Source organism: Aquimarina sp. 433 (assembly GCF_054054605.1).
Window position 1 is genome coordinate 494,163 of sequence record NZ_JBSWZK010000001.1, and the last position, 22,808, is coordinate 516,970.

17 protein-coding genes are annotated in these 22,808 nt (G+C 34.2%); 13 read left to right on the plus strand and 4 right to left on the minus strand.

The window, feature by feature from the left end:
• Nucleotides 1–181 precede the first annotated feature (181 nt).
• From ACWNT5_RS02200 to ACWNT5_RS02210, 3 genes are all read left to right on the plus strand, one after another.
• Complete coding sequence (locus tag ACWNT5_RS02200; RefSeq protein WP_299603720.1) at nt 182–748, plus strand: phage tail protein; 567 nt, start codon at nt 182–184, stop codon at nt 746–748.
• Nucleotides 749–809: 61 nt separating this feature from the next.
• On the plus strand, nt 810–1,922 hold the full coding sequence (locus ACWNT5_RS02205) for an ABC transporter substrate-binding protein (RefSeq protein ID WP_299603723.1): 1,113 nt from the start codon (nt 810–812) through the stop codon (nt 1,920–1,922).
• A 23-nt stretch (nt 1,923–1,945) separates the two neighbouring features.
• Nucleotides 1,946–6,151, plus strand: a complete 4,206-nt coding sequence (locus ACWNT5_RS02210; RefSeq protein ID WP_456516470.1) for a T9SS type A sorting domain-containing protein — start codon at nt 1,946–1,948, stop codon at nt 6,149–6,151.
• A 262-nt stretch (nt 6,152–6,413) separates the two neighbouring features.
• Here the strand turns inward: ACWNT5_RS02210 and ACWNT5_RS02215 are convergent, their stop codons facing one another.
• Nucleotides 6,414–7,667 (minus strand): ABC transporter permease, encoded by a 1,254-nt coding sequence (locus ACWNT5_RS02215; protein ID WP_299603727.1) that lies wholly within the window; start codon nt 7,665–7,667, stop codon nt 6,414–6,416.
• 139 nt (nt 7,668–7,806) lie between these two features.
• On the opposite strand from ACWNT5_RS02215, the gene purH reads away from it, so the two are divergent.
• The 6 genes from purH to rodA all read left to right on the plus strand — a co-directional run bounded on the left by purH (nt 7,807) and on the right by rodA (nt 14,997).
• Nucleotides 7,807–9,339 carry a bifunctional phosphoribosylaminoimidazolecarboxamide formyltransferase/IMP cyclohydrolase gene (gene purH, locus ACWNT5_RS02220; RefSeq protein ID WP_299603728.1) on the plus strand — a complete coding sequence of 511 codons (1,533 nt, stop codon included), beginning with the start codon at nt 7,807–7,809 and terminating at the stop codon, nt 9,337–9,339.
• A gap of 43 nt (nt 9,340–9,382) precedes the next feature.
• Entirely contained in the window at nt 9,383–10,411 is a 1,029-nt protein-coding gene (locus tag ACWNT5_RS02225; protein ID WP_027393894.1) for a rod shape-determining protein, read from the plus strand.
• A 141-nt stretch (nt 10,412–10,552) separates the two neighbouring features.
• Nucleotides 10,553–11,380 carry a rod shape-determining protein MreC gene (mreC, locus tag ACWNT5_RS02230; protein WP_299603733.1) on the plus strand — a complete coding sequence of 276 codons (828 nt, stop codon included), beginning with the start codon at nt 10,553–10,555 and terminating at the stop codon, nt 11,378–11,380.
• A gap of 154 nt (nt 11,381–11,534) precedes the next feature.
• A complete protein-coding gene (locus tag ACWNT5_RS02235) occupies nt 11,535–11,879 on the plus strand; it encodes a hypothetical protein (protein ID WP_366141434.1) in 345 nt (114 codons plus the stop codon).
• Nucleotides 11,876–13,744: a penicillin-binding protein 2 gene (gene mrdA / locus ACWNT5_RS02240; RefSeq protein ID WP_299603737.1), complete on the plus strand. Its 1,869-nt coding sequence runs from the start codon at nt 11,876–11,878 to the stop codon at nt 13,742–13,744. The genes ACWNT5_RS02235 and mrdA overlap by 4 nt, the downstream gene beginning before the upstream one ends.
• A complete protein-coding gene (rodA, locus tag ACWNT5_RS02245) occupies nt 13,744–14,997 on the plus strand; it encodes a rod shape-determining protein RodA (protein WP_299603740.1) in 1,254 nt (417 codons plus the stop codon). Before mrdA ends, rodA begins: the two co-directional genes overlap by 1 nt.
• A gap of 51 nt (nt 14,998–15,048) precedes the next feature.
• On the opposite strand, the gene ACWNT5_RS02250 is transcribed toward rodA, so the two are convergent.
• Entirely contained in the window at nt 15,049–15,849 is an 801-nt protein-coding gene (locus ACWNT5_RS02250) for a DNA/RNA non-specific endonuclease (RefSeq protein ID WP_299603743.1), read from the minus strand.
• Nucleotides 15,850–16,262: 413 nt separating this feature from the next.
• On the opposite strand from ACWNT5_RS02250, the gene ACWNT5_RS02255 reads away from it, so the two are divergent.
• Together ACWNT5_RS02255 and ACWNT5_RS02260 are read left to right on the plus strand one after the other, a co-directional pair.
• A complete protein-coding gene (locus ACWNT5_RS02255) occupies nt 16,263–17,858 on the plus strand; it encodes a vitamin K epoxide reductase family protein (RefSeq protein ID WP_456516471.1) in 1,596 nt (531 codons plus the stop codon).
• Between the two features lie 181 nt (nt 17,859–18,039).
• Complete coding sequence (locus tag ACWNT5_RS02260; RefSeq protein WP_299603749.1) at nt 18,040–18,219, plus strand: hypothetical protein; 180 nt, start codon at nt 18,040–18,042, stop codon at nt 18,217–18,219.
• A gap of 95 nt (nt 18,220–18,314) precedes the next feature.
• Here ACWNT5_RS02260 and ACWNT5_RS02265 read toward each other — a convergent pair whose 3' ends face one another.
• The gene (locus tag ACWNT5_RS02265) at nt 18,315–19,427 is read right to left on the minus strand and encodes an ABC transporter permease (RefSeq protein WP_299603752.1); all 1,113 of its coding nucleotides are present in this window, start codon (nt 19,425–19,427) and stop codon (nt 18,315–18,317) included.
• 9 nt (nt 19,428–19,436) lie between these two features.
• Nucleotides 19,437–21,575: a carboxy terminal-processing peptidase gene (locus tag ACWNT5_RS02270; RefSeq protein WP_299603755.1), complete on the minus strand. Its 2,139-nt coding sequence runs from the start codon at nt 21,573–21,575 to the stop codon at nt 19,437–19,439.
• A 171-nt stretch (nt 21,576–21,746) separates the two neighbouring features.
• Between ACWNT5_RS02270 and surE the strand changes: the two genes are divergently transcribed.
• Both surE and ACWNT5_RS02280 read left to right on the plus strand, forming a co-directional pair.
• The gene (surE, locus tag ACWNT5_RS02275; protein ID WP_299603758.1) at nt 21,747–22,529 is read left to right on the plus strand and encodes a 5'/3'-nucleotidase SurE; all 783 of its coding nucleotides are present in this window, start codon (nt 21,747–21,749) and stop codon (nt 22,527–22,529) included.
• Nucleotides 22,522–22,803, plus strand: coding sequence for a hypothetical protein (locus ACWNT5_RS02280; RefSeq protein ID WP_299603761.1), 282 nt, complete (start codon nt 22,522–22,524; stop codon nt 22,801–22,803). The genes surE and ACWNT5_RS02280 overlap by 8 nt, the downstream gene beginning before the upstream one ends.
• Nucleotides 22,804–22,808 lie beyond the last annotated feature (5 nt).

The following is a 22,808-nucleotide window of genomic DNA, read 5'->3' on the forward strand; positions in this document are numbered from 1 at the left end:
ATGAAAACGGTACTAATCGGAAGCTTTCCTACATGTCTTACTGTATATAGGTTTCTGGCTGAAAAACTTATTCAGCTCAAAATATTATTATGATAGACTAAAACCTTTAAAAAAAGACTCTGATTTCAAACAATTAAATAACTAATATCAAATTATTAATTTTTAAAAAACAATACTTATTATGGACCCATTTATCGGACAGATTCAACCTTTCGGATTCAATTTTGCACCTCGTGGTTGGGCGTTATGCGATGGACAGTTATTACCCATAGCCCAAAACTCAGCACTTTTTTCATTACTCGGAACTACTTTTGGAGGAGATGGTAGAACCACTTTTGCTTTACCAGATCTAAGAGGAAGAAGTATTGTACATGTAGGAAATGGTCCTGGTTTATCTTCAATTTCCTGGGGAGAACGAGGAGGTTCAGAAACTGTAACTTTAAATCAACTTCATATGCCAAGCCATTCGCACACATTAACCAATGGTGTAGCTAATGTAGAGGTACTTACTACCGATAATACTGACGCTACGAATGAAACAGATGCTGGCAATAACGGTCTTGGAACCGCCGGCAATATGCCTGAAATATTTAGAGAGAGCCCTACCGCTGGAGATAAATTAGCAGGAGTATCCATCTCTGGAACGACCAATATTACAGGAGGTAATCAAGGTTTTAACATAAGAAACCCTTTTTTAGGGGTGTATGTATGCATAGCAATGCAAGGTATATTTCCATCAAGAAGTTAAAAAAATAAAATGAGTAGTTAGAGGGATTTAAATTCCTCTAACTATTAGCAAGATCGGAATAATGTTATCAAAAAATAAAGTAGGTGTATTACTTCCTCAATCGAATGCATATCCTAGTATGGGTAAATCATTTCTAAATGGTATGCATTTAGCCTTAAAAGAAACACAATACAACCTTATTATAGAAAGTATTGGTTCTGGATCAGACCCTAAACAACTGATTAATTCTTTTCAGAAATTATGTTTTCAAGAAAATGTAATTTTAACAACTGGTATTTTAGGTCATTATGGTTTTAAAGAACTTACCGACTTTGCTGGTAATAATCAGGAGACATTAATTGCTGCAAATTTTGGCTCAAAGCATCCTTTAGAATTACCTGATGGGGTTTTTCAAAATTCTTTAGGGTTATATGATTCTCTTCAGTTATTAGCAGAGTATCTTCTACAAAATAACAAGACTAAAATGGCCACTTCTACTTGTTATTACGAAGCTGGTTATGGTTTTATTGAAGCTTTAGATAGTATTATTTCCCAAGAGAACATTTCATTTTCAGGCCATTACATCACGCCTCTGCATCCGAGAAAAAATGAAAGTGAACTGATGCATAGATTTTTTTCAGAAATAAAACCTGATGCTATAATAGCATTTCACAATAACATATTTGCCAGAGAACACGCTTTTTATTTAGAACAGAATCAATTACACTTAAAACATCCAATGTATATGCTCCCTTTTTCAGCAGAAGAGGCATTACTAAAAGAATATCCTGAAGTTTTTAATACAACCAAAACCATTTCTAGCTGGTATCCCGAATTAAACACAGAATCCAACAAGTTATTTACACAAGAATACTGGCAGGAATTCAATAAAAGTCCTGATTTTTTTGCTTTGCTTGGTTATGAAAATGGATTAGTAATTAGATCCACTTTTAACAAATCTAAACAAGAATGTAGTACAATAATTAAACATCTTAAACTCGAAGGGCCTAGAGGATTAATAGATTTCAACAACAGTTACAACAGAACAAGCTATGATCATTATATCTGGAATAATGAATCAACAAACCAACAACACCCTCAAAGATCAATTTATGCAAAATTAAACAAGAAAACATTTACTGGTTCAAGTAAAAAAAATAATACGGGATGGTTTAACACCTACCTATGTCATTAATGTGAAACTACAAATCTTAACATATGAAAAAAACTACACTTCTAAGTATTATATTACTTTTATTTAGTTCTATTTTCTATTCGCAAACATTAGGTGCAGGAGATATCGCTTTTATTGGATATAATACAGATGCTGGTACAGGAACAAATGATAATTTCACAATAATAGCCTTAACGGATATTCCAGCTGGAGAAATTATATATTTTACCGAAGAAGGCTGGGATACCAGTTTAGACACCTGGGCAGGAACTACTGAGGGACACCTAACCTGGACATCACCTACAGGTGGTATTAGCTGCGGAACCATTATTAGTTTTAACGAATCTAGTGCTAACACAATTACTGTTACTGGAGGCGGATCAGCCACTTTATCATCAGGTGCTGGTTGGAGTTTAACTGGTGGTGATCAAGTTTTAGCATATTATAGTGCAAGTGGTCCAGAACCTGCTGGCATCCCTACTTTTATATCGGGAATCAATGGTGATGATGGAAATGGATCTCCAACTACCCTTGATCCTACAACTCTTTGGAATGATCCATCAGCAGTCCCGCTAGGAACAGCAAGATCCGCATTACCTGCCGGATTAACCAATGCTGTTGATTGTATATCACTATTTCCTGCTATTGGCACAGAAACTGACAACGCAAAATATAATGGAACACTATCGGGTGATTCTAATACTATTCGGGCTTCCATAAATAACAGATCTAATTGGATATCTGATAATAACATTGCGTATGACATTACACCTTCTGGATATTCAACACCATCTGTAAATTGTATTGCTGCCTGCACCGATCCCGACGTACCCACAATAGTTGCTTCGCCAACAGCGGTTTGTAATGGCAATACGACAACATTAAATATCACCGGAAGTTTAAACGATGCTACTCAATGGGTAGTTTATACTGGTTCTTGTGGAGGAACACAAGTAGGTACAACGACTTCCTCTTCTATTGTAGTGACTCCTACAGGACCATCCACAACTTACTTTATTAGAGGAGAAGGTGGTTGTGTAACACCAGGATCTTGTGGCTCTGTTTCCGTTACAGTGAATAATCTTGACGATGCATCCTTTAATTATAGCTCAAGTACTTATTGCGTAGATGATGCGGATCCTACTCCAACAATTACCGGACTTACGGGTGGAACATTCTCTTCCGCAGCGGGTTTAAGCATCAATACCACTACCGGACAAATCGATGTTTCAGCTTCTACACCTGATACATATACGGTAACTTATACCACCGCAGGAACTTGTCCGAATTCGTCTAATGCATCAGTAACTATCAATGCGCTGGATGATCCGTCTTTTAATTATAGCTCAAGCGCTTATTGTGTGGATGATGCGGATCCTACTCCAACAATTACCGGACTTACCGGTGGAACATTCTCTTCCACAGCGGGTTTAAGTATCAATACCTCTACTGGACAAATCGATGTGTCTGCTTCTACACCTAATACATATACGGTAACTTATACAACTGCTGGAACTTGTCCGAACTCATCGAATGCTTCTGTAACTATCAATGCGCTGGATGATCCGTCTTTTAATTATAGCTCAAGTACTTATTGCGTGGATGATGCGGATCCTACTCCAACAATTACTGGACTTACGGGTGGAACATTCTCTTCCACAGCGGGTTTAAGTATCAATACCTCTACTGGACAGATTGATGTTTCGGCTTCAACTCCAAATACATATACAGTAACTTATACCACCGCAGGAACTTGTCCGAACTCATCGAATGCTTCTGTAACTATCAATGCACTGGATGATCCGTCTTTTAATTATAGTGCAAGTGCTTATTGTGTAGATGATGCGGATCCTACTCCAACAATTACTGGACTTACGGGTGGAACATTCTCTTCTACAGCGGGTTTAAGTATCAATACCACTACTGGACAAATCGATGTATCAGCATCTACTCCTAATACATACTCGGTAACTTATACCACCGCAGGAACTTGTCCGAACTCATCGAATGCTTCTGTAACTATCAATGCGTTGGATGATCCATCTTTTAATTATAGTACAAGCACTTATTGTGTAGATGATGCGGATCCTACTCCAACAATTACTGGACTTACGGGTGGAACATTCTCTTCCACAGCTGGTTTAAGTATCAATACCTCTACTGGACAAATCGATGTTTCAGCTTCAACTCCAAATACATATACGGTAACTTATACCACCGCAGGAACTTGCCCAAACTCATCGAATGCATCGGTAACTATCAATGCTCTGGATGATCCGTCTTTTAATTATAATGTAAGTGCTTACTGTGTAGATGATGCGGATCCTACTCCAACAATTACTGGACTTACAGGTGGAACATTCTCTTCTACAGCTGGTTTAAGCATCAATACCACTACCGGACAAATCGATGTATCCGCTTCAACTCCGAATACATATACGGTAACTTATACCACTGCGGGAACTTGTCCGAACTCATCGAATACTTCCGTAACTATTAATGCGTTGGATGATCCATCTTTTAATTATAGTACAAGCACTTATTGTGTAGATGATGCGGATCCTACTCCAACAATTACTGGACTTACGGGTGGAACATTCTCTTCTACAGCGGGTTTAAGTATCAATACCACTACTGGACAAATCGATGTATCAGCATCTACTCCTAATACATACTCGGTAACTTATACCACCGCAGGAACTTGTCCGAACTCATCGAATGCTTCTGTAACTATCAATGCGTTGGATGATCCATCTTTTAATTATAGTACAAGCACTTATTGTGTAGATGATGCGGATCCTACTCCAACAATTACTGGACTTACGGGTGGAACATTCTCTTCCACAGCTGGTTTAAGTATCAATACCTCTACTGGACAAATCGATGTTTCAGCTTCAACTCCAAATACATATACGGTAACTTATACCACCGCAGGAACTTGCCCAAACTCATCGAATGCATCGGTAACTATCAATGCTCTGGATGATCCGTCTTTTAATTATAATGTAAGTGCTTACTGTGTAGATGATGCGGATCCTACTCCAACAATTACTGGACTTACAGGTGGAACATTCTCTTCTACAGCTGGTTTAAGCATCAATACCACTACCGGACAAATCGATGTATCCGCTTCAACTCCGAATACATATACGGTAACTTATACCACTGCGGGAACTTGTCCGAACTCATCGAATACTTCCGTAACTATTAATGCGTTGGATGATCCATCTTTTAATTATAGTACAAGCACTTATTGTGTAGATGATGCGGATCCTACTCCAACAATTACTGGACTTACGGGTGGAACATTCTCTTCTACAGCTGGTTTAAGCATCAATACTACCACTGGACAAATCGATGTATCAGCATCTACTCCTAATACATACTCGGTAACTTATACCACCGCAGGAACTTGTCCGAACTCATCGAATACTTCCGTAACTATTAATGCGCTGGATGATGCATCCTTTAGCTACTCTGCTGCTTCTTATCTAACTACTGATGCTGACCCTACTCCAACAATTACCGGTGTAACTGGAGGTAGCTTTTCTTCCACAACAGGTTTAACTCTAAACAGTTCTACAGGAGAAATTGATGTATCCGCTTCCACACCAAACACATATACAGTAACTTATACCACTGTAGGAACTTGCCCGAACTCATCTGATATAAGCGTAACTATTATTGACCCAGCACCAACAGTTATCATTACATCAACTGAAAGTCCTGGACCTACAGGAGCCAACCCTATTCCGGTTACCGTTACTTTTAGTGAATCTGTTACAGGATTTGATATTAACGATGTAACTACAGGAAATGGAAATGCCACTAATTTTACTGGATCTGGAGACACCTACACTTTTGATATTACTCCTATTGCAAATGGGACAGTTACAGTTGATATCGCTGCAGATGTTGCTACGGATGGAGCAGGTAATGGAAACATAATAGCTTCTCAATTTACTATTATATTTGACAATCTATTAAACACTGATGACGAGATACTTGAAATGGAATTAAACATTTATCCTGTACCCTCTAAAAACGTTATTTATATACCAAGAGTAACTAATGTAGCCTTAAAAAATGTAGAAATTTTTGATGTTAGAGGTAAAATAATTGTTTCTCAACAACTAAATAAAAATGATATTATAAACATTATAGATATCACATCCATACCTTCTGGTTTATATTTAATAACTATATATTCCGAAACTGGTTCTACTACTAAGCGAATAATTAAAGAATAGTTTTCTAATAAAACCTCATTAAATATAAAGGTCGAGATTAATCTCGACCTTTTATTTTCATAATCAAGTATTTTCACCTATTTCCGTCGACATCAATTCATTATATCTTTGCCTCCATGACGACAAATGTAATAACCCCAAATACAAAGAAAGATAAGAAGATGATGAAAGTAATTCCAATCGCCGTACTAATACTTATATTAATTGCTTTAGGTATGAATATCTACCTATTATTTCGATTCATGTAACAATGATTCAAATACTACATTCCAGTTCTAATAGCTTCTACAGGATCTAATCTTGCAGCCATCCATGCTGGAAAAATTCCTGCTATTAACCCAATCAATGTTGACCAGAACATACCCCAAAACATATTGGAAGATGAAAGAATAAACTCAAAATCCCCTGTAAACTGAGAGGCTCCTTTTGAAATTAACCATACCAATACCAATCCTATTAATCCACCAAAAATTGCCAGAATAACAGCTTCAAATAAAAACTGAAGTAATATAAACTTTTTCTTCGCTCCTAATGCTTTCTGAATACCGATTAGATTAGTTCTTTCTTTCACACTTACAAACATGATATTTGCAATTCCGAAACCACCCACTAAAAGAGAAAACATTCCTATGAAACCTCCAATTTTAGACATAGTACCTGTAATATTATCAATAAAATCAGTAAATCCCTGCAATTGATTTACAAAAAAATCATCTATATCGTCTGGTTTTAAACCTCGATACGAACGCATTTTTTGTTTTAAAGTAGACACAAATTCAGGAATATCAATTCCAGATTCTGGTTTCATAATAATCATAGGAAATGTAAACTTATTATTATCTCCATAGATTCTTCTTACTAAATTAACGGGAAGTATTGCTGCTGTATCTTTAGAGTCTCCAAAAAGACCACTACCTTCTTTTTTAAGAACACCTATTACTGTAAACTTTCTACCATATACACGGATTTTCTTTCCAATAGGATCACCATCTCCAAATAAACTTTTTGCAATCTCATCACCAATCACTACCACTGGTGCTCCACCAACAGATTCTTGTTCATTAAAAAACCTTCCTTTTACCACTTGTAGTTCCTCTATATCGTAATAATCATTAGTAACTGGAGCCATACTTACATTACTAATACTTTTATCATTATATTTTAAGGTTTCTTGCCCAACATTTAGTAAAAAACTTACTGCTTTCAAATCAGGCATACTTCTTTTTATAAGCTGATACTCTTCAAATGTAACATCCGGAAATTGTTCTCTTTTCCAATCCGGAACATCCGTAGGACCAAAAGAAACTCTGGTAAGATAAATTGTACTATTATCCAAAGAGCTGATACTGCCTTTTATTTCTTTTTCTAAAGAATCTACTGCAGCTAATACTCCAATAATAGAGAATATCCCAATGGTAACTCCCAGTAAAGAAAGAAATGTTCTTAACTTATTGTTTTTTAATGCATTAATAGCAAAATTAAAACTTTCCTTAAGTACTCGTAGATAGATAAGCATGTGCTAATTTTTGAACAATATAAAGATAGGACGTTTTCTTAATAATTTTGTTACAAAATATCTAAAACAATTACTAACAATGGGTTGTCTAATTGGCAACTAAATTGCTACTTTTGCGTTTTATCAACTAAACATTGTTATGAGCACAACAAAAACGGCTAAATCTGCTTTAATTTCTGTATTTAGTAAAGAAGGATTAGCACCAATCGTTAAGAAATTAGATGAACTTGGAATTAGTATTTATTCCACTGGTGGAACTGAAAAATTTATAAAAGAACAAGGAGTAGATGTAATTCCTGTGGAGGATGTAACTTCTTACCCTTCGATTCTTGGTGGAAGAGTTAAAACATTACATCCTAAAGTTTTTGGTGGAATACTAAATCGTCAGAATAACGATAGCGATGTCGCCGAACTTGAGCAGTATGAAATTCCGCAGATCGACATCGTAATAGTTGATTTATACCCTTTTGAAAAGACAGTTGCTTCTGGAGCATCACAACAAGATATTATTGAAAAAATTGATATTGGTGGTATTTCTTTGATTAGAGCTGCTGCTAAAAATTTTGCTGATGTAACCTGTGTAGCTTCTGTTGAAGATTATGCAGAATTTTTGGAAATTATTTCCGAAGGTAATGGAAGTATCTCTTTAGAAGATCGTAAACGATTTGCTGCAAAAGCATTTAATGTTTCTTCACATTACGATAGTGCTATTTTTAATTATTTTAATAGTGATCATGAGATCGCATCTTTAAAAATTAGCGAAACTAAAGGCAAAACACTTCGTTATGGAGAAAACCCTCATCAAAAAGGATTTTTCTTCGGAGATTTCGATGCAATGTTTGACAAACTACACGGTAAAGAGTTATCATACAATAACCTATTAGATGTAGACGCAGCGGTTAACCTAATGAATGAATTTAAAGGAGAGGACCCTACATTTGCAATACTTAAACATAATAATGCTTGTGGTTTAGCACAACGCTCAACGATACACCAAGCGTATGTAGATGCATTAGCTGGTGATCCGGTTTCAGCTTTCGGAGGTATATTAATAAGTAATTCTGAAATAGATGTTCCAACCGCCGAAGAAATTCACAAACTGTTTTGTGAAGTGGTAATCGCTCCTTCTTATACTGATGAAGCTATTGAAATATTAAAAGGAAAGAAAAATAGAATTATTTTAATTCAAAAAGACATAGAGCTTCCAAAAACTCAGGTACGCTCTTGTTTAAATGGAGCTTTGGTACAAGACAAGGATTTAAAAACAGATGCTCAAGAAGATTTAAATACGGTTACAAAAGTAGCTCCTACTAATGAGCAAATTGAAGATCTCTTATTTGCTTCAAAAATATGTAAACACACAAAGTCTAATACAATTGTTTTCACTAAAGGCAAGCAACTTTTAGCTAGTGGAACAGGACAAACTTCTCGTGTAGATGCATTGAAACAATCTGTAGAAAAAGCAAATTCATTTAATTTTGATCTTAATGGCGCTGTAATGGCTAGTGATGCCTTCTTCCCATTTCCTGACTGTGTAGAGCTTGCAGACAAAGCAGGAATCAAGGCAGTTATACAACCAGGAGGTTCTATAAAAGATCAATTAAGTATTGATTACTGTGATGAAAACGGAATTGCTATGGTAATGACCGGAACACGTCATTTTAAGCATTAATTTTAGTACATTTACTCAATTCTAACCCTTTTTACTGTTTTATATGGGATTTTTCGACTTCTTTACTGAAGAAATTGCTATAGATTTAGGTACCGCAAATACCTTAGTTATTCACAACGACAAAGTGGTGGTAGATAGTCCATCCATTGTTGCCAGAGATATTATGTCTGGAAAAATAATTGCCGCTGGAAAAGAAGCTGCGATGATGCAAGGAAAAACACATGAAAACATAAAAACGATAAGACCTCTAAAAGACGGAGTGATCGCAGATTTTGATGCTAGTGAAAAGATGATAAGCATGTTTATTAAAGATATTCCTGCTTTAAAGAAAAAAATCTTCACTCCTGCTCTTAGAATGGTTATCTGTATTCCATCAGGTATTACCGAAGTAGAAATGCGAGCAGTAAAAGAAAGTGCTGAACGTGTAAATGGTAAAGAAGTCTATCTAATCCATGAACCAATGGCAGCTGCCATTGGTATTGGTGTGGATATCATGCAACCTAAAGGAAATATGATTGTAGATATAGGTGGTGGTACTACTGAAATCGCAGTTATTGCATTAGGTGGAATTGTTTGTGACAAATCAGTAAAAATTGCGGGTGATGTGTTTACCAACGATATCATCTACTATATGCGAACTCAACATAACTTATATGTTGGAGAACGCACTGCGGAAAAGATAAAAATACAAATTGGAGCAGCTACAGAAGATTTGGAGTTACCTCCAGAGGAAATGAACGTTCAAGGACGTGATCTTCTCACCGGAAAACCAAAACAAGTTCAAATTTCATTTCGTGAAATAGCAAAAGCATTGGACAAATCAATTCTTAGAATTGAAGATGCCGTAATGGAAACATTATCACAAACTCCTCCAGAGCTTGCTGCGGATATTTACAACACAGGAATTTATCTTGCTGGTGGAGGTTCCATGCTAAGAGGCTTAGACAAAAGATTATCTCAAAAAACCGATTTGCCTGTTTATATTGCTGAAGATCCGTTGAGGGCAGTAGTAAGAGGAACAGGTATTACCTTAAAAAATATCAATCGATACAAAAGTGTATTGATTAAATAATATTTTTTAGAAAAAACAAATTAGAATATACCTAAAAAGTAATTTTTACGTTATTCTGCTTTGATCATTCATACTTGCTTTTATAAGATAGTATGAGAGATTTTTTTTACTATAGATAAAGTTTTAGTATCTCGATAACATATGCAGCAAATTATTAATTTTTTAATACGGAATAAGAACTTCTTATTATTCCTGCTGTTATTATTTATATCTCTGGTTCTTACTATTCAATCACATAGTTATCACAAAAGCAAGTTCATAAGTTCCACGAATTTTCTATCCGGTGGAGTATATGGATGGAGATACTCTATAAGTAATTATTTTGGCCTTAAAAGCGAAAATGAACGACTATTAGAGGAAAACGAACGATTACGCAATCAATTAAGTATTTTTGCTACAGATACCATTGAGACTAAGTACAACGACACTACATCCTTTGATAAACCATATCATTTTATAAAAGGAAATGTTTATAAAAATGACTACAGTAAAATTGATAATTACATCCTTATTAATAAAGGAGAAAAAGACGGAATTGAACCAGATATGGGAGTCATTACCGACAAAGGAATTATCGGAATCGTAGAAAACACTTCTACGAATTACAGTAGAGTTATTTCTATACTAAATAGTAATTCTAGAATTAACGCTGGCCTAAAAAAATCTAATCAATATGGGTCATTAGTATGGAATGGTAAAGATCCAAATATTGTGCAATTAGAAACTGTACCAAGACAAGCGGTACTAAAAAAAGGAGACACTATTATTACCAATGGTCGTTCAACCATATTTCCACGTGGAATTGGCATTGGAACGATTCTCAATTATGAATTGGACAAAAACCAAAGTTATTTTCTAATCGATGTCCTGCTATTTAACGACATGACAGACATTGGTTTTGTTTACGCTATTAAAAGTAATGATACCGCCGAAGTTAGATTGTTAGAAAACCCTAAAACTAATGAATAATAACATTCCATTATACATAGGTAGATTTATAAGCTTGGTGTTTGTTCAGGTTTTCATTCTTAATAACATTAACTTTTGGGGGTACCTCAACCCTTACATTTACATTATTTTCATATTACTTTCACCAATTAATATTAATAAAAGTTTGTTTCTTGTGTTAAGTTTCATTCTAGGAATAACTATTGATTTATTTGGAGATTCTGGAGGTGTACACGCTACCGCTTGCATATCGATAGCATATTTAAGACCTGTTATTCTTAGATCTGTTTTTGGACTAAGTTATGAATTCCAAACTGTGAAGTTAAGCAAGGTGAATTTTGGACAGCGTTTAGCCTATGTTACCCTAATGATTTTTATACATCATATTATACTTTTTACGTTAGAAATATTTAACTTTTCTCATATACTATTAATTGCAAAAAAAACGTTATTTTCTAGTTTATTCTCAATCATTGTGATTATGCTTGTTTTGGTATTGTTTAGAAGAAAAGATTCATGAGAAAACTATTACTTTATTTAATAATCATTACCACCGGTGTTGTTTTTATCGGAAGGTTATTTTATTTACAAATTTATAATACTTCATTTGCTGCTTTATCAGAAGATAATGCGATAAAAGTTCTCTATGACTACCCTCAAAGAGGTGCTATTTACGACAGAAATGGTAAACTTTTGGTTACCAATCAGCCATCTTATGATGTAATGGTAATTCCAAGAGAACTAAAACCTTTTGATACTTTAGAGTTTTGTTCCATACTGAAAATTACTAAAGAAAAGCTCAACAAACAATTAAAAAAAGCAAGAGTATATTCACCCAGAGTTCCTTCGGTTGTTATTCCACAGCTAACAAAAGATGAATATGCGTACTTACAGGAAAAAATGAGGAAGTTCGATGGTTTCTATATTCAGAAGCGTTCTCTTAGAGACTATCACACCGAAAATGCAGCCAATGTTTTGGGATATATAGCCGAGGTAAACGATGGACTAATTAAAAAAGACCCTTATTATCTTTCTGGTGATCTTATTGGAATGCAAGGCGTAGAAAAACAATACGAGAACGAATTAAGAGGAATAAAAGGAATCAAGAGAATTCAAAAAGATCGTTTTAATAGAGACATTGGTCCATATAAAAACGGTAAATATGATACACTTCCCGTTAATGGAAAAGATCTAACCATTACCATCGATGAAGAACTTCAAGCGTATGGTCAAAAATTAATGGTAAATAAACGTGGTGGAATTGTAGCTCTAGATCCTTCAACTGGAGAAATCTTAACATTAATTACAGCACCAAATTATAAGCCAGAATTATTGGTAGGTCGAAAAAGATCTCCCAACTATACAAGATTACATTATGATTCTATTTCGAGACCATTGTTTGATCGAGGTGTGAAAGGAGAATATCCTCCAGGATCTCCATTTAAAGCTATTACAGCATTAATTGCTTTGCAAGAAGGCGTTGTAGATCCAAGAGAAAGCTTCTTTTGTAGTCATGGCTTTAGATATGGAAAAAAAGCTAAACTTGGATGTCATGCACATGCGAGTCCATTAAGTATGATACCAGGAATTGCGCAGTCATGCAACGCTTATTTTGCCAATGTATACCTTAGAAGTATTAATAAGTTCGACACTCCACAAGAAGGTATTGACAATTGGGAAAAGCATGTAGAAAGTTTTGGACTAGGTAACTACCTTGGTAATGACTTATCAAGTGGTAGTAAAGGGCTTGTACCCAATTCAGATTACTATAATAGAAGATATAATTATCCAAAATACAAATGGTATTCCACTGCTACGATATCTAACGCGATTGGACAGGGAGAAATCCTAGCAACACCAATACAACTTGCTAATATGACCGCCGCAATTGCTAACAGAGGATATTTTTACACACCACATATTATCAAAGCTATCGATGGGCAACCAATAGATATAGAAAACTTTACCAAACCAAAATACACCACCATTGACAAAGAACACTTTGAACCTGTTATAGAAGGAATGCATCAGGTTTATGTTCAGGGTACTGCTAAAGCACTTCAGGTAAACGATATAGAAATTTGTGGTAAAACTGGTACTGCAGAAAACTACACTGTGGTTAATGGAGAACGTATGCAACTTACAGATCACTCCGTATTTGTAGCTTTTGCCCCAAAAGATAACCCTAAAATAGCACTTACTGTATTTATAGAAAATGGATACTGGGGATCACGATATGCTGGTAAGATAGCAAGTTTAATGATAGAAAAATATATTAAAGGAACCATTTCCCGAACGGATTTAGAAGATTGGGTTTTAACTCACAGCCTTGAAGAAGAATATGCCAAACCGTATAGTGGTGAACCTTTCAAAATTAACCAATAATGAGTAGATCAACTGTCGGTACTATAGATTGGTTAACGGTCTTATTATTTCTATTATTAGTGGGTTTTGGATGGCTTAATATATACTCAGCTTCCTATGGAGATGAACAGTTTTCCATAACCGATCTTTCGAAGCCCTACATCAAACAGCTATACTGGATTGCACTTAGCATTGTCATTATTGTTATTACCCAAGCTATTGAAACGAAATTTTATGAACGTTTCGCTGGTTTAATATATGTAATATCCTTGGTATCGCTCCTAGGACTATTTTTATTTGGTAAGAATGTAAATGGAGCTACTTCTTGGTATTCATTCGGACCAGTAGGGTTGCAACCTTCAGAATTCGCAAAAGCAGCTACCGCCTTAGCTATTGCTAAGTTTTTAAGCGATATGCAAACCAATATAAACCTTATAAATCACCAATTAAGAGCATTCCTAATTATTGCATTACCAGCATTATTTATCATTCCTCAACCTGATCCAGGAAGTGCACTAGTATATGCAGCTTTTTTCTTTCCTCTATATCGCGAAGGTTTAGCGGCTACATATTTAATTATTGGAGCCTCAGCAGCTGCATTGTTTATACTAACTCTGTTATTTTCACCGTTGTGGGTTGTACTGGGAATTGCTTTAGTAATGGCACTTCTGTTAATCAAAAACAGAAAACAAAAACCAAAGTACTCTAGATACCTTCTAGCGATTATAGTGATCACAGGATTCTGCTTTTCTGTTAACTATATTTTCAACAATGTTTTTGAACAGCGACATAGAGATCGTTTCAACATAGTTTTAGGAAAAGAAGTAGATTCTAGAGGTATTGGTTATAACACAAATCAAAGTCAAATTGCAATAGGAAGTGGTGGTTGGATTGGAAAAGGATGGAAAGAAGGAACCCAAACCAAAGGTGGTTTTGTTCCAGAACAGCATACCGATTATATATTTAGTACCGTTGGAGAAGAATGGGGATTTCTAGGAGCTACAGCTGTTGTTATTCTATTCGTAGGCCTCTTGATAAGACTTTTATACCTTGCTGAAAAACAGAAGACACAGTTCAGTAGGGTTTACGGATATAGCGTTGTAGGTATTCTATTTATACATTTTGTTATAAATGTGGGAATGGTAACTGGATTGCTCCCTACTGTAGGAATCCCTTTGCCATTTTTTAGTTATGGAGGTTCTGGTTTGTGGGGCTTTACACTATTACTTTTTATTTTCATCAAACTTGATGCAAACAGGGTTAATGAGTGGTGATGTTTATTATTGAATCATAAAAGTTCTGAAAAAGACTTTCTATTATACTATTTAAAACTTCCATTTACCAATCCCAGATGATTGCTCTAGCTTTTCTTCTAGATCATCAGGTAATTTTGAAAAAAAATCAATTCCAGTTAATGCTTCAATCTCATCGGTACTCACAACAAAACTTTGAAGTGATCTATCGGTATCTTTATGAGGAATTAAAAAAGCTATCATCTTGACATTTTTATCATCTTTATCCAAAATAATTTTATAAAAATAGTCGGGCACCGTCACAGCTTCGTATCCAATTGTTTTAAGATCTTTGGATAAAACACCTCCTGTTACTACATATACATCATCGTATTTTTTTGCCCAATACCGTACTTTTTGTTCTAGTTTATTCCATATTCCAGCATTGAAATCATGATTTTGAGGAGTAATATTAGAAGTCAGAAATGTTTCCTTAAACGCTTTGTAAGTAAATCTGCGATCTCCAGCAGGACACAAATGTCCCTTATCAAATCCAGATTTTTTATAATTACGCCAATCAGCAGATGAAGATCTTACTTTAGCATCCATTTCAAAAAATGGTCTTTTGTAATCATTATTGGATAAATGCTCCTTTTTTAGCTCATATGCCACCCATTCTGGTTGCTCATGTGTTTCTGAATAAGATAAAGAATAATTTTGATGAGTTATAATAGCTCCTGTTGTAGAGGTAGGGAGATAAAAAAAACTAAGATCATCATCTCCAACTGCCTTTTCGGTAGCACCATACTCATTAGCATCAATATGTTTTTCAATATAATAAAAGCAAATGGTCACAATTATTACTAAAATTGGATACACAAATTTCCTTTTCAAATCAATCAGTTTTGTAGTTTATTCCTAGAGCACAAAAGTATCAAAACCATCAAACATGATGAAACATTATTAGAACCTAATTCCCAGATTCTCTTTCAGTGTTTTGAAACTTTAACATCTTTAAAAACATGTTTTTCTCCAAATGCACCTACAATCAAAATACTGAAAATCAAATAATTAAATATTTAAAAACATCTAAATCATAAAAAATATGGTTATTACGTTGTTATTTTATGTCATATCCTCATCAATATAATGCCTTAAAATTTCTATTTTACAAAGCTTTTTTATGAGAATTAAGAGTTTTTAAATCTTAATACTTTTATAAAAAACTATATAATGGAACATGGGGCACCCAACTTATAGTATATTTAACTAGATAAAGCACACAAAACAAAACATCTTAAGTATTCATGAAAAATAGCATTGAGAAAATAGTAGAAACGGTTCTTATTCAAAACAGAATTGGCAATTACGACAAACAAGATCTTGAACTTCAGCTACAAATTCATCCGAATTACCCTAGTTTCCAATCAATAACTGATACTTTAGATTATTTCGATATTGATAATATTGCGGTAGAAGTTCCAGTAGATGCTTTAGATCAACTTCCGGAAAGCTTTATTTCTTTGGTAAAAAAAGATCATGCAGAAGAAATTGTTGCTGTCATTAACAAAAATGGAGCTATTCAACTAAAGCATACTGACCTTGACAAAAAGAAGTTTTCTTATGAAGAATTTAAAGAAATTTGGGTTCCAAAGGTAATCGCTGTTGAGCATAGCACCGGAAATAGATCTCTTTTTTCTAAGGAATCTTTGATTCAGAACGTACTTTTTGGAGCACTTTTAATAGGAGCTGGTATATCTTTGTTCTACCAACCATTTAATGTTTATCAAATATTTTTCCTGCTTTTATCCATAACTGGAGCTGTTTTTGGTCTTTTTGCTGTTAGAGAAAGCTTAGGCATTCAATCCAACACTATGCACCAATTTTGTACTTCGGTAGGAAACTCTAATTGTGGAGATGTTATTAACAATAACACTGGTAAGTTATTAAAGAATTTTTCTTTAGCGGATGCTAGTATTACTTTTTTTGGAATACTTACTATTTATCAACTATTCTATGGTTTTAATAGCACTCTATTAATACCAACTATAGCTGGAATTCCTTTTATCGTTTACTCACTATACTCACAAGCTTTTGTGATAAAAAAATGGTGTGCTATATGTATAGCTATTAGCGTAATTTCTATAGGACTAACTGCAATTTCGCTTGTTAGTCTTCCTTTTACTTTTTCTATAACTTCCATTGCTGGTTTTATAATGATTTCAGCACTAACCGTATTAGCTTACATGTATGTGAAAGAAAATATGGTTCAAAATAAGGACTATAAAAATGAAAATGTAAAACTAAATCACTTTAAAAGAGATCGTCAAATTTTTGATCATTTGTTAAGTATATCAGAAAAAATCGAGGACAATAGCACAATCGCAAATGAAATCATTCTTGGTAATCCAAACGCAAGGTTTAAAATTATCAGTGTTACCAATCCCATGTGTGGTTATTGCAAAGGTGCTTTTGAAGCATACACTAGAGTTTTACGAACTATGAGCGATCAATTGCAGGTGGTAATTAGATTAAAAGTCGCTTTAAACGACCTTAACAATCAGGCTACCCAAGTTAGTTTACGTCTTATGGAAATATATCAAAATGATGGTTCTGATAGTTTTATAAAAGCATACACAGAGTGGTTTAACGACAGAACCTTCAGCAAATGGATAAAAGAATATGGAGCGCCAAAAAATAATAAAATACATATAGAAACCTTACAAAATCAATCTAATTGGGCAGAGAAAAATAATTTGTTTTACACTCCTGCATCATTAATGAACACTTCTATCTATCCTAAAAAGTATAGCTACGATGAATTCTTTCATTTTACAAGCATGATGATAGAGAACCAACAGGAACAAGATTATGATGTAGAAAACCAACCTATAGAAGCATAATAATGTTATAATTGGGGCTAATTATAATGTTATTTTATCTTTTCTAGATACATAGAAAAGAACATTTTTTGTAAAAGACGTATGTAAATACTCTTTTTCTTCACACACTCACTCAGACATATCCCCGAATGTCTTAAAACTTTCGGGGAATATTTATAAACTCTTAAACCTTTAAAAAATTATGAAACAGATTAAAGAATTGAAAGGAGCAAAAACATTATCCAAATCCCAACAGAAAGATGTACATGGGGGAATTTTAGTTTTTACTAAACCAAGTAACACTAGAAGAAGATGTAACCCTGCTCTTAGTTGTTGTTATCATAACGGCACCACATGGGTACAAGGACCTCCTTGCTTCTAAAAAACAATTTTTATTATTAATTGTAGTTTACAAAAAAAGGGTTAACACAGCAGTTAACCCTTTTCATTTTTTTAAGACTCTAATTTTATTATTAGCTATCCTTTTACATCTAACGCATCTCGCAGTGCATTACCCATAAGCATAAAAGCCATAACTAGACTCATAATACCAAGACCTGGAATAATTGCTAAATACGCTTTTCCTAATATAATATAAGAGTAATGATCTTTTATCATTGCTCCCCAACTTGCCATTGGAGGTTGTGCTCCAATTCCCAGAAAGCTCAATCCACTTTCTATTAAGATAGCTCCTGCAAAATTAGCTGCAGAAATGACAATTACCGGAGCTAAACTATTAGGAAGTATATGCTTTATAATGATTCTACCATGTGTATATCCTAACGCTTTGGCAGCTGTAACATATTGCATCTGTTTAATACTTAAAACCTGACCTCTTACTACTCTAGCCACCTCAACCCACATGGTCAATCCTACAGCTATAAAAACCTGCCAGAATCCTTTACCCAAAGCTAAGGTAATCGCGATAACTAATAACAACGTGGGAATAGACCAAGTAACATTAATCAGCCACATAATAAATACATCTACCTTACCACCAAAATAACCCGCTAAAGCCCCAAGAGTAATCCCCAGAAACAAAGAAATAAGCACAGCTACAAAACCAATAGAAAACGATATACGAATCCCTATAAGCATTCTACTTAACATATCCCTTCCATACTTATCAGTTCCCAATATAAAAGTTCTATCTTCTATAAATTGATTTTCTATTTCCTCAATATTTAATTCCTTTGGAAAACTAGATAATGCTATATTCTTAGAAACCCCTATAAGTTCCCCCTCTGTATAGGGAATTACATCTATTACCTTATTATTAAAACTATAGGATTCTATGGGAATCTCAGTATCCATATTTTTTGTTCCAAAAAAAATCTTACTCAGGAAAGATTGGTCTGATACTACTTGCGAAGGAATAGTGATCATCTTAACCGAAAAACCTGGACCTTTCGAATGAATAGACAAATGCATCTGATTCGCATTTTTAGAACTGTCAGGAGCAAGCATGTACGCTAGAATTGCAACTAATGCACATACTACGATAAACCAAAAACTCAAAACGCCCCAAAAATTTTTACTAAATCTTTGGAGCGCTAGTTGTGTTAATGAATTTGATTTTGTCTCTTGCATTAAAGCATGTTAGTTCTTTAGCGTAAGTGGGTTTTTAGATCTTCTAATATTATTAATTTTCATATCCTCCAAAACACTTAATGCTTCTTCTACATACACATCTTTGCTAAGACTCTTATGCCATCTATTTCTTTTTTCTTCTAAAATTGAATCCTTTTTCATTAATTCCTTTTCATAAGGCAGGGATTCAAAAGTTAGATTTGTTTTATAATCATTTAAGCGATCAAAACGTTTAGCTTGTTTTTCATTAAGCTCTATATTCGCTTTGTATTTATTATAATTAAGAGAATACTCATTTACATCTCTTTTTTCTCTTACCCATTTAGCATTTTCATCTATCAATTTAAGTTGCTCATTGGTAGCCATACGAGCCTTACTTTTATTTATAGTTTGGTCAAAATCAATATAACCATCCCATAGATTATAATCGGCAGCTGGAATTTTATCCCAAGGAAGTGGATTTTCTTGATCTTTCTCACCAATATCGATATAACTATAACGATCTGGAACAACTACATCGCTCTTTACTCCTTCTAATTGTGTAGATCCTCCGTTTACTCGATAAAATTTCTGGGTTGTTAATTTAAGAGCTCCTAAATCCCCAAAATCATTACTTCTCATCCATCTGTTCAGATCCATTACATTTTGTACCGTACCTTTACCGTATGTCTGTTTACTTCCTATAATGATTGCTCTTTTATAATCTTGCATAGCAGCTGCTAAGATTTCGGAAGCAGAAGCTGATAATTCATTTACTAAAATTACTAAAGGCCCATCCCATAAAATATTACGATCTTTATCACTTAATACTTCAGGCGTTTCTCCTTTTGTTCTTACCTGTACAATAGGTCCTTTATCAATGAAAAGACCAGCTATATCTACAACAGTTTGTAGCGATCCTCCACCATTATCTCTAAGGTCTATCACTAGGCCTTCCATGTCTTGTTGTTTCAAACGTATAATTTCCTGCTTTACATCCTTCGCAGCATTACGTTGATTATAATCTTGCATATTAAAATAGAATTTTGGTAAATTTATAATTCCAAAATTCTTCCCATTTTTCTTTACTACAGAAGACTTAGCGTATGTTTCTTCTAATTCGACAACGTCTCTAACAATCTCAACGTTTTCTATTGTTCCGTCAACCTTCTTAACAGTAAGCATTACTTTAGTCCCTTTTGGCCCCTTGATTAAACTTACTGCATCATCAAGTCGCATCCCTACAATACTTACTGGCTCTACTTCATCTTCTTGCTTTACTTTCATGATAAAATCACCAACTTCTACTTTATTTCCTCTCCAAGCTGGTCCTCCAGAAATAATCTCGATAATCTTTACGTTATCATTTTTCTTTTGTAATCTAGCACCAATACCCTCTAATTTACCGGACATTGCGATATCAAATCTATCTTTATCCTGTGGAGCGAAATAAAATGTATGAGGATCAAATTCTTCAACTATAGAATTTATGTAGATAGAAAACCAATCCTTACGCTCTAAATCATCAGCAAACTCAAAATATTCCTTTAGCGAAGTCTTCGTAATCTCTCGTGATTCTTCTTCTAAAACAACAGCAGATTTTCTCTTGTAGTCTTTATTTTTGGTAATAGAATCTATTTGTTCATCGACCTTATCATAATAACTGGACAATGCATTAAATTTTAATTGCAATCTCCAACGATTTTTCATCTCCTCTCTATCTTTAGCGTATGATAACTTTTCATAATCTGTATTAATAGACTCCTCGATTTCAAAATTAAAAGGATGATCCAAGATATCCTTGTATAAGGTTCTTGCTTCTTCCATTCTAGTTTGTAGTCTTTGATATGTCATATTAAAGAATTCAATTTCTTTATCTCTAATCTGATCATCAATTAAAGTTTCAAACTCTTTAAATTCTTCAATATCTCTTTGATAAAAATATCGCTTTAATGGATCTAAAGCGTCTATGTAATCAACAAAAACATTTCTGGAGAAATCGTCATTAATATCCTTTGCGTCATAATGACCTTTACTTAATACATAACTTATAAGATCAATTAGTATTCGATCTTTGTCAGGGTCATTGTTGTCTACTTTTGTTGTAAAACTGCAAGAGGCAGCCGAAACGATTACGGTAAGCATCAATACCAAAAAACTCTTTTTCATACGCTCATTTTTAATTTAGGGGTGTTCTTGGCAAATTACATTAAAAATCGTGCCAATAAGAGGTAATATTACTAAATTTTTCTTAAAAGAACTAATTATATATACTCCTGATTTAGAATTATATATTTAGAATAAAAAAAATGTATTTTTACCAGAGAAAAAAACAACCGCATGTCACAAGGAAAACCGTTAATTCTAGTTACGAATGATGACGGGATTACAGCCCCAGGAATTAGAATGTTAATTAACATAATGAACGAAATCGGAGATGTATATGTCGTTGCTCCAGATAGCCCTCAAAGTGCCATGGGACATGCTATTACGATAAACAATACTCTATATTGCGATCCTATTACCGTGGATAAAAATGCTCCTCAAAAAGAATATAGCTGTTCAGGTACTCCTGTGGATTGTGTGAAAATGGCAACTAGACAGATTTTAAAACGAAAGCCAGATCTTTGTGTAAGTGGAATTAATCATGGTTCTAACTCGGCTATTAATGTAATTTACTCTGGTACTATGAGTGCTGCTGTAGAAGCAGGAATAGAAGGAATACCCGCCATCGGATTTTCGTTATTAGATTATAGCATGGATGCTGATTTTGAACCTGCACGAAAATACGTGAAAACAATTGTTGAAAATGTACTTCAAAATGGTCTTCCCAAAGGCGTAGTACTTAATGTAAACATCCCGAAATTAAGCAAAGAAGAAATTAAAGGAATAAAAATTTGCAGACAAGCAAATGCACACTGGGTTGAAGAGTTTGACAAAAGAACTAATCCAATGGGCAAAGATTACTACTGGCTTTCTGGGAAATTTATCAATGAAGATAAAGGCGAAGATACAGACGAATGGGCATTACAGAACGGTTATGTATCTATTGTACCTACACAATTCGATCTTACTGCTCATCATTATATTCAAGAATTAAACAACTGGTCATTACATGATTAAAAAAGAAATTATAATCGGTTTTATTACCGGAATTATTGCAAACACTGTTGGGATTGCTTTATATATTTTATTGTTTTCGGAATTAAGTATTACTGAAACATTAAAAGCAGCTCAACAAAATAACTTTTTGGGAAGTTTAATCGCTTTAGGAGCGATTCTTAATCTCATAGTTTTCTTTTTATTTTTAAAACAGAACAAACCCTATAGAGCCCGAGGTGTTCTATTAGCTACATTAGTAGCCGCAGTAGGAATTGCTATCAGCAAATTTGGTTAACACAC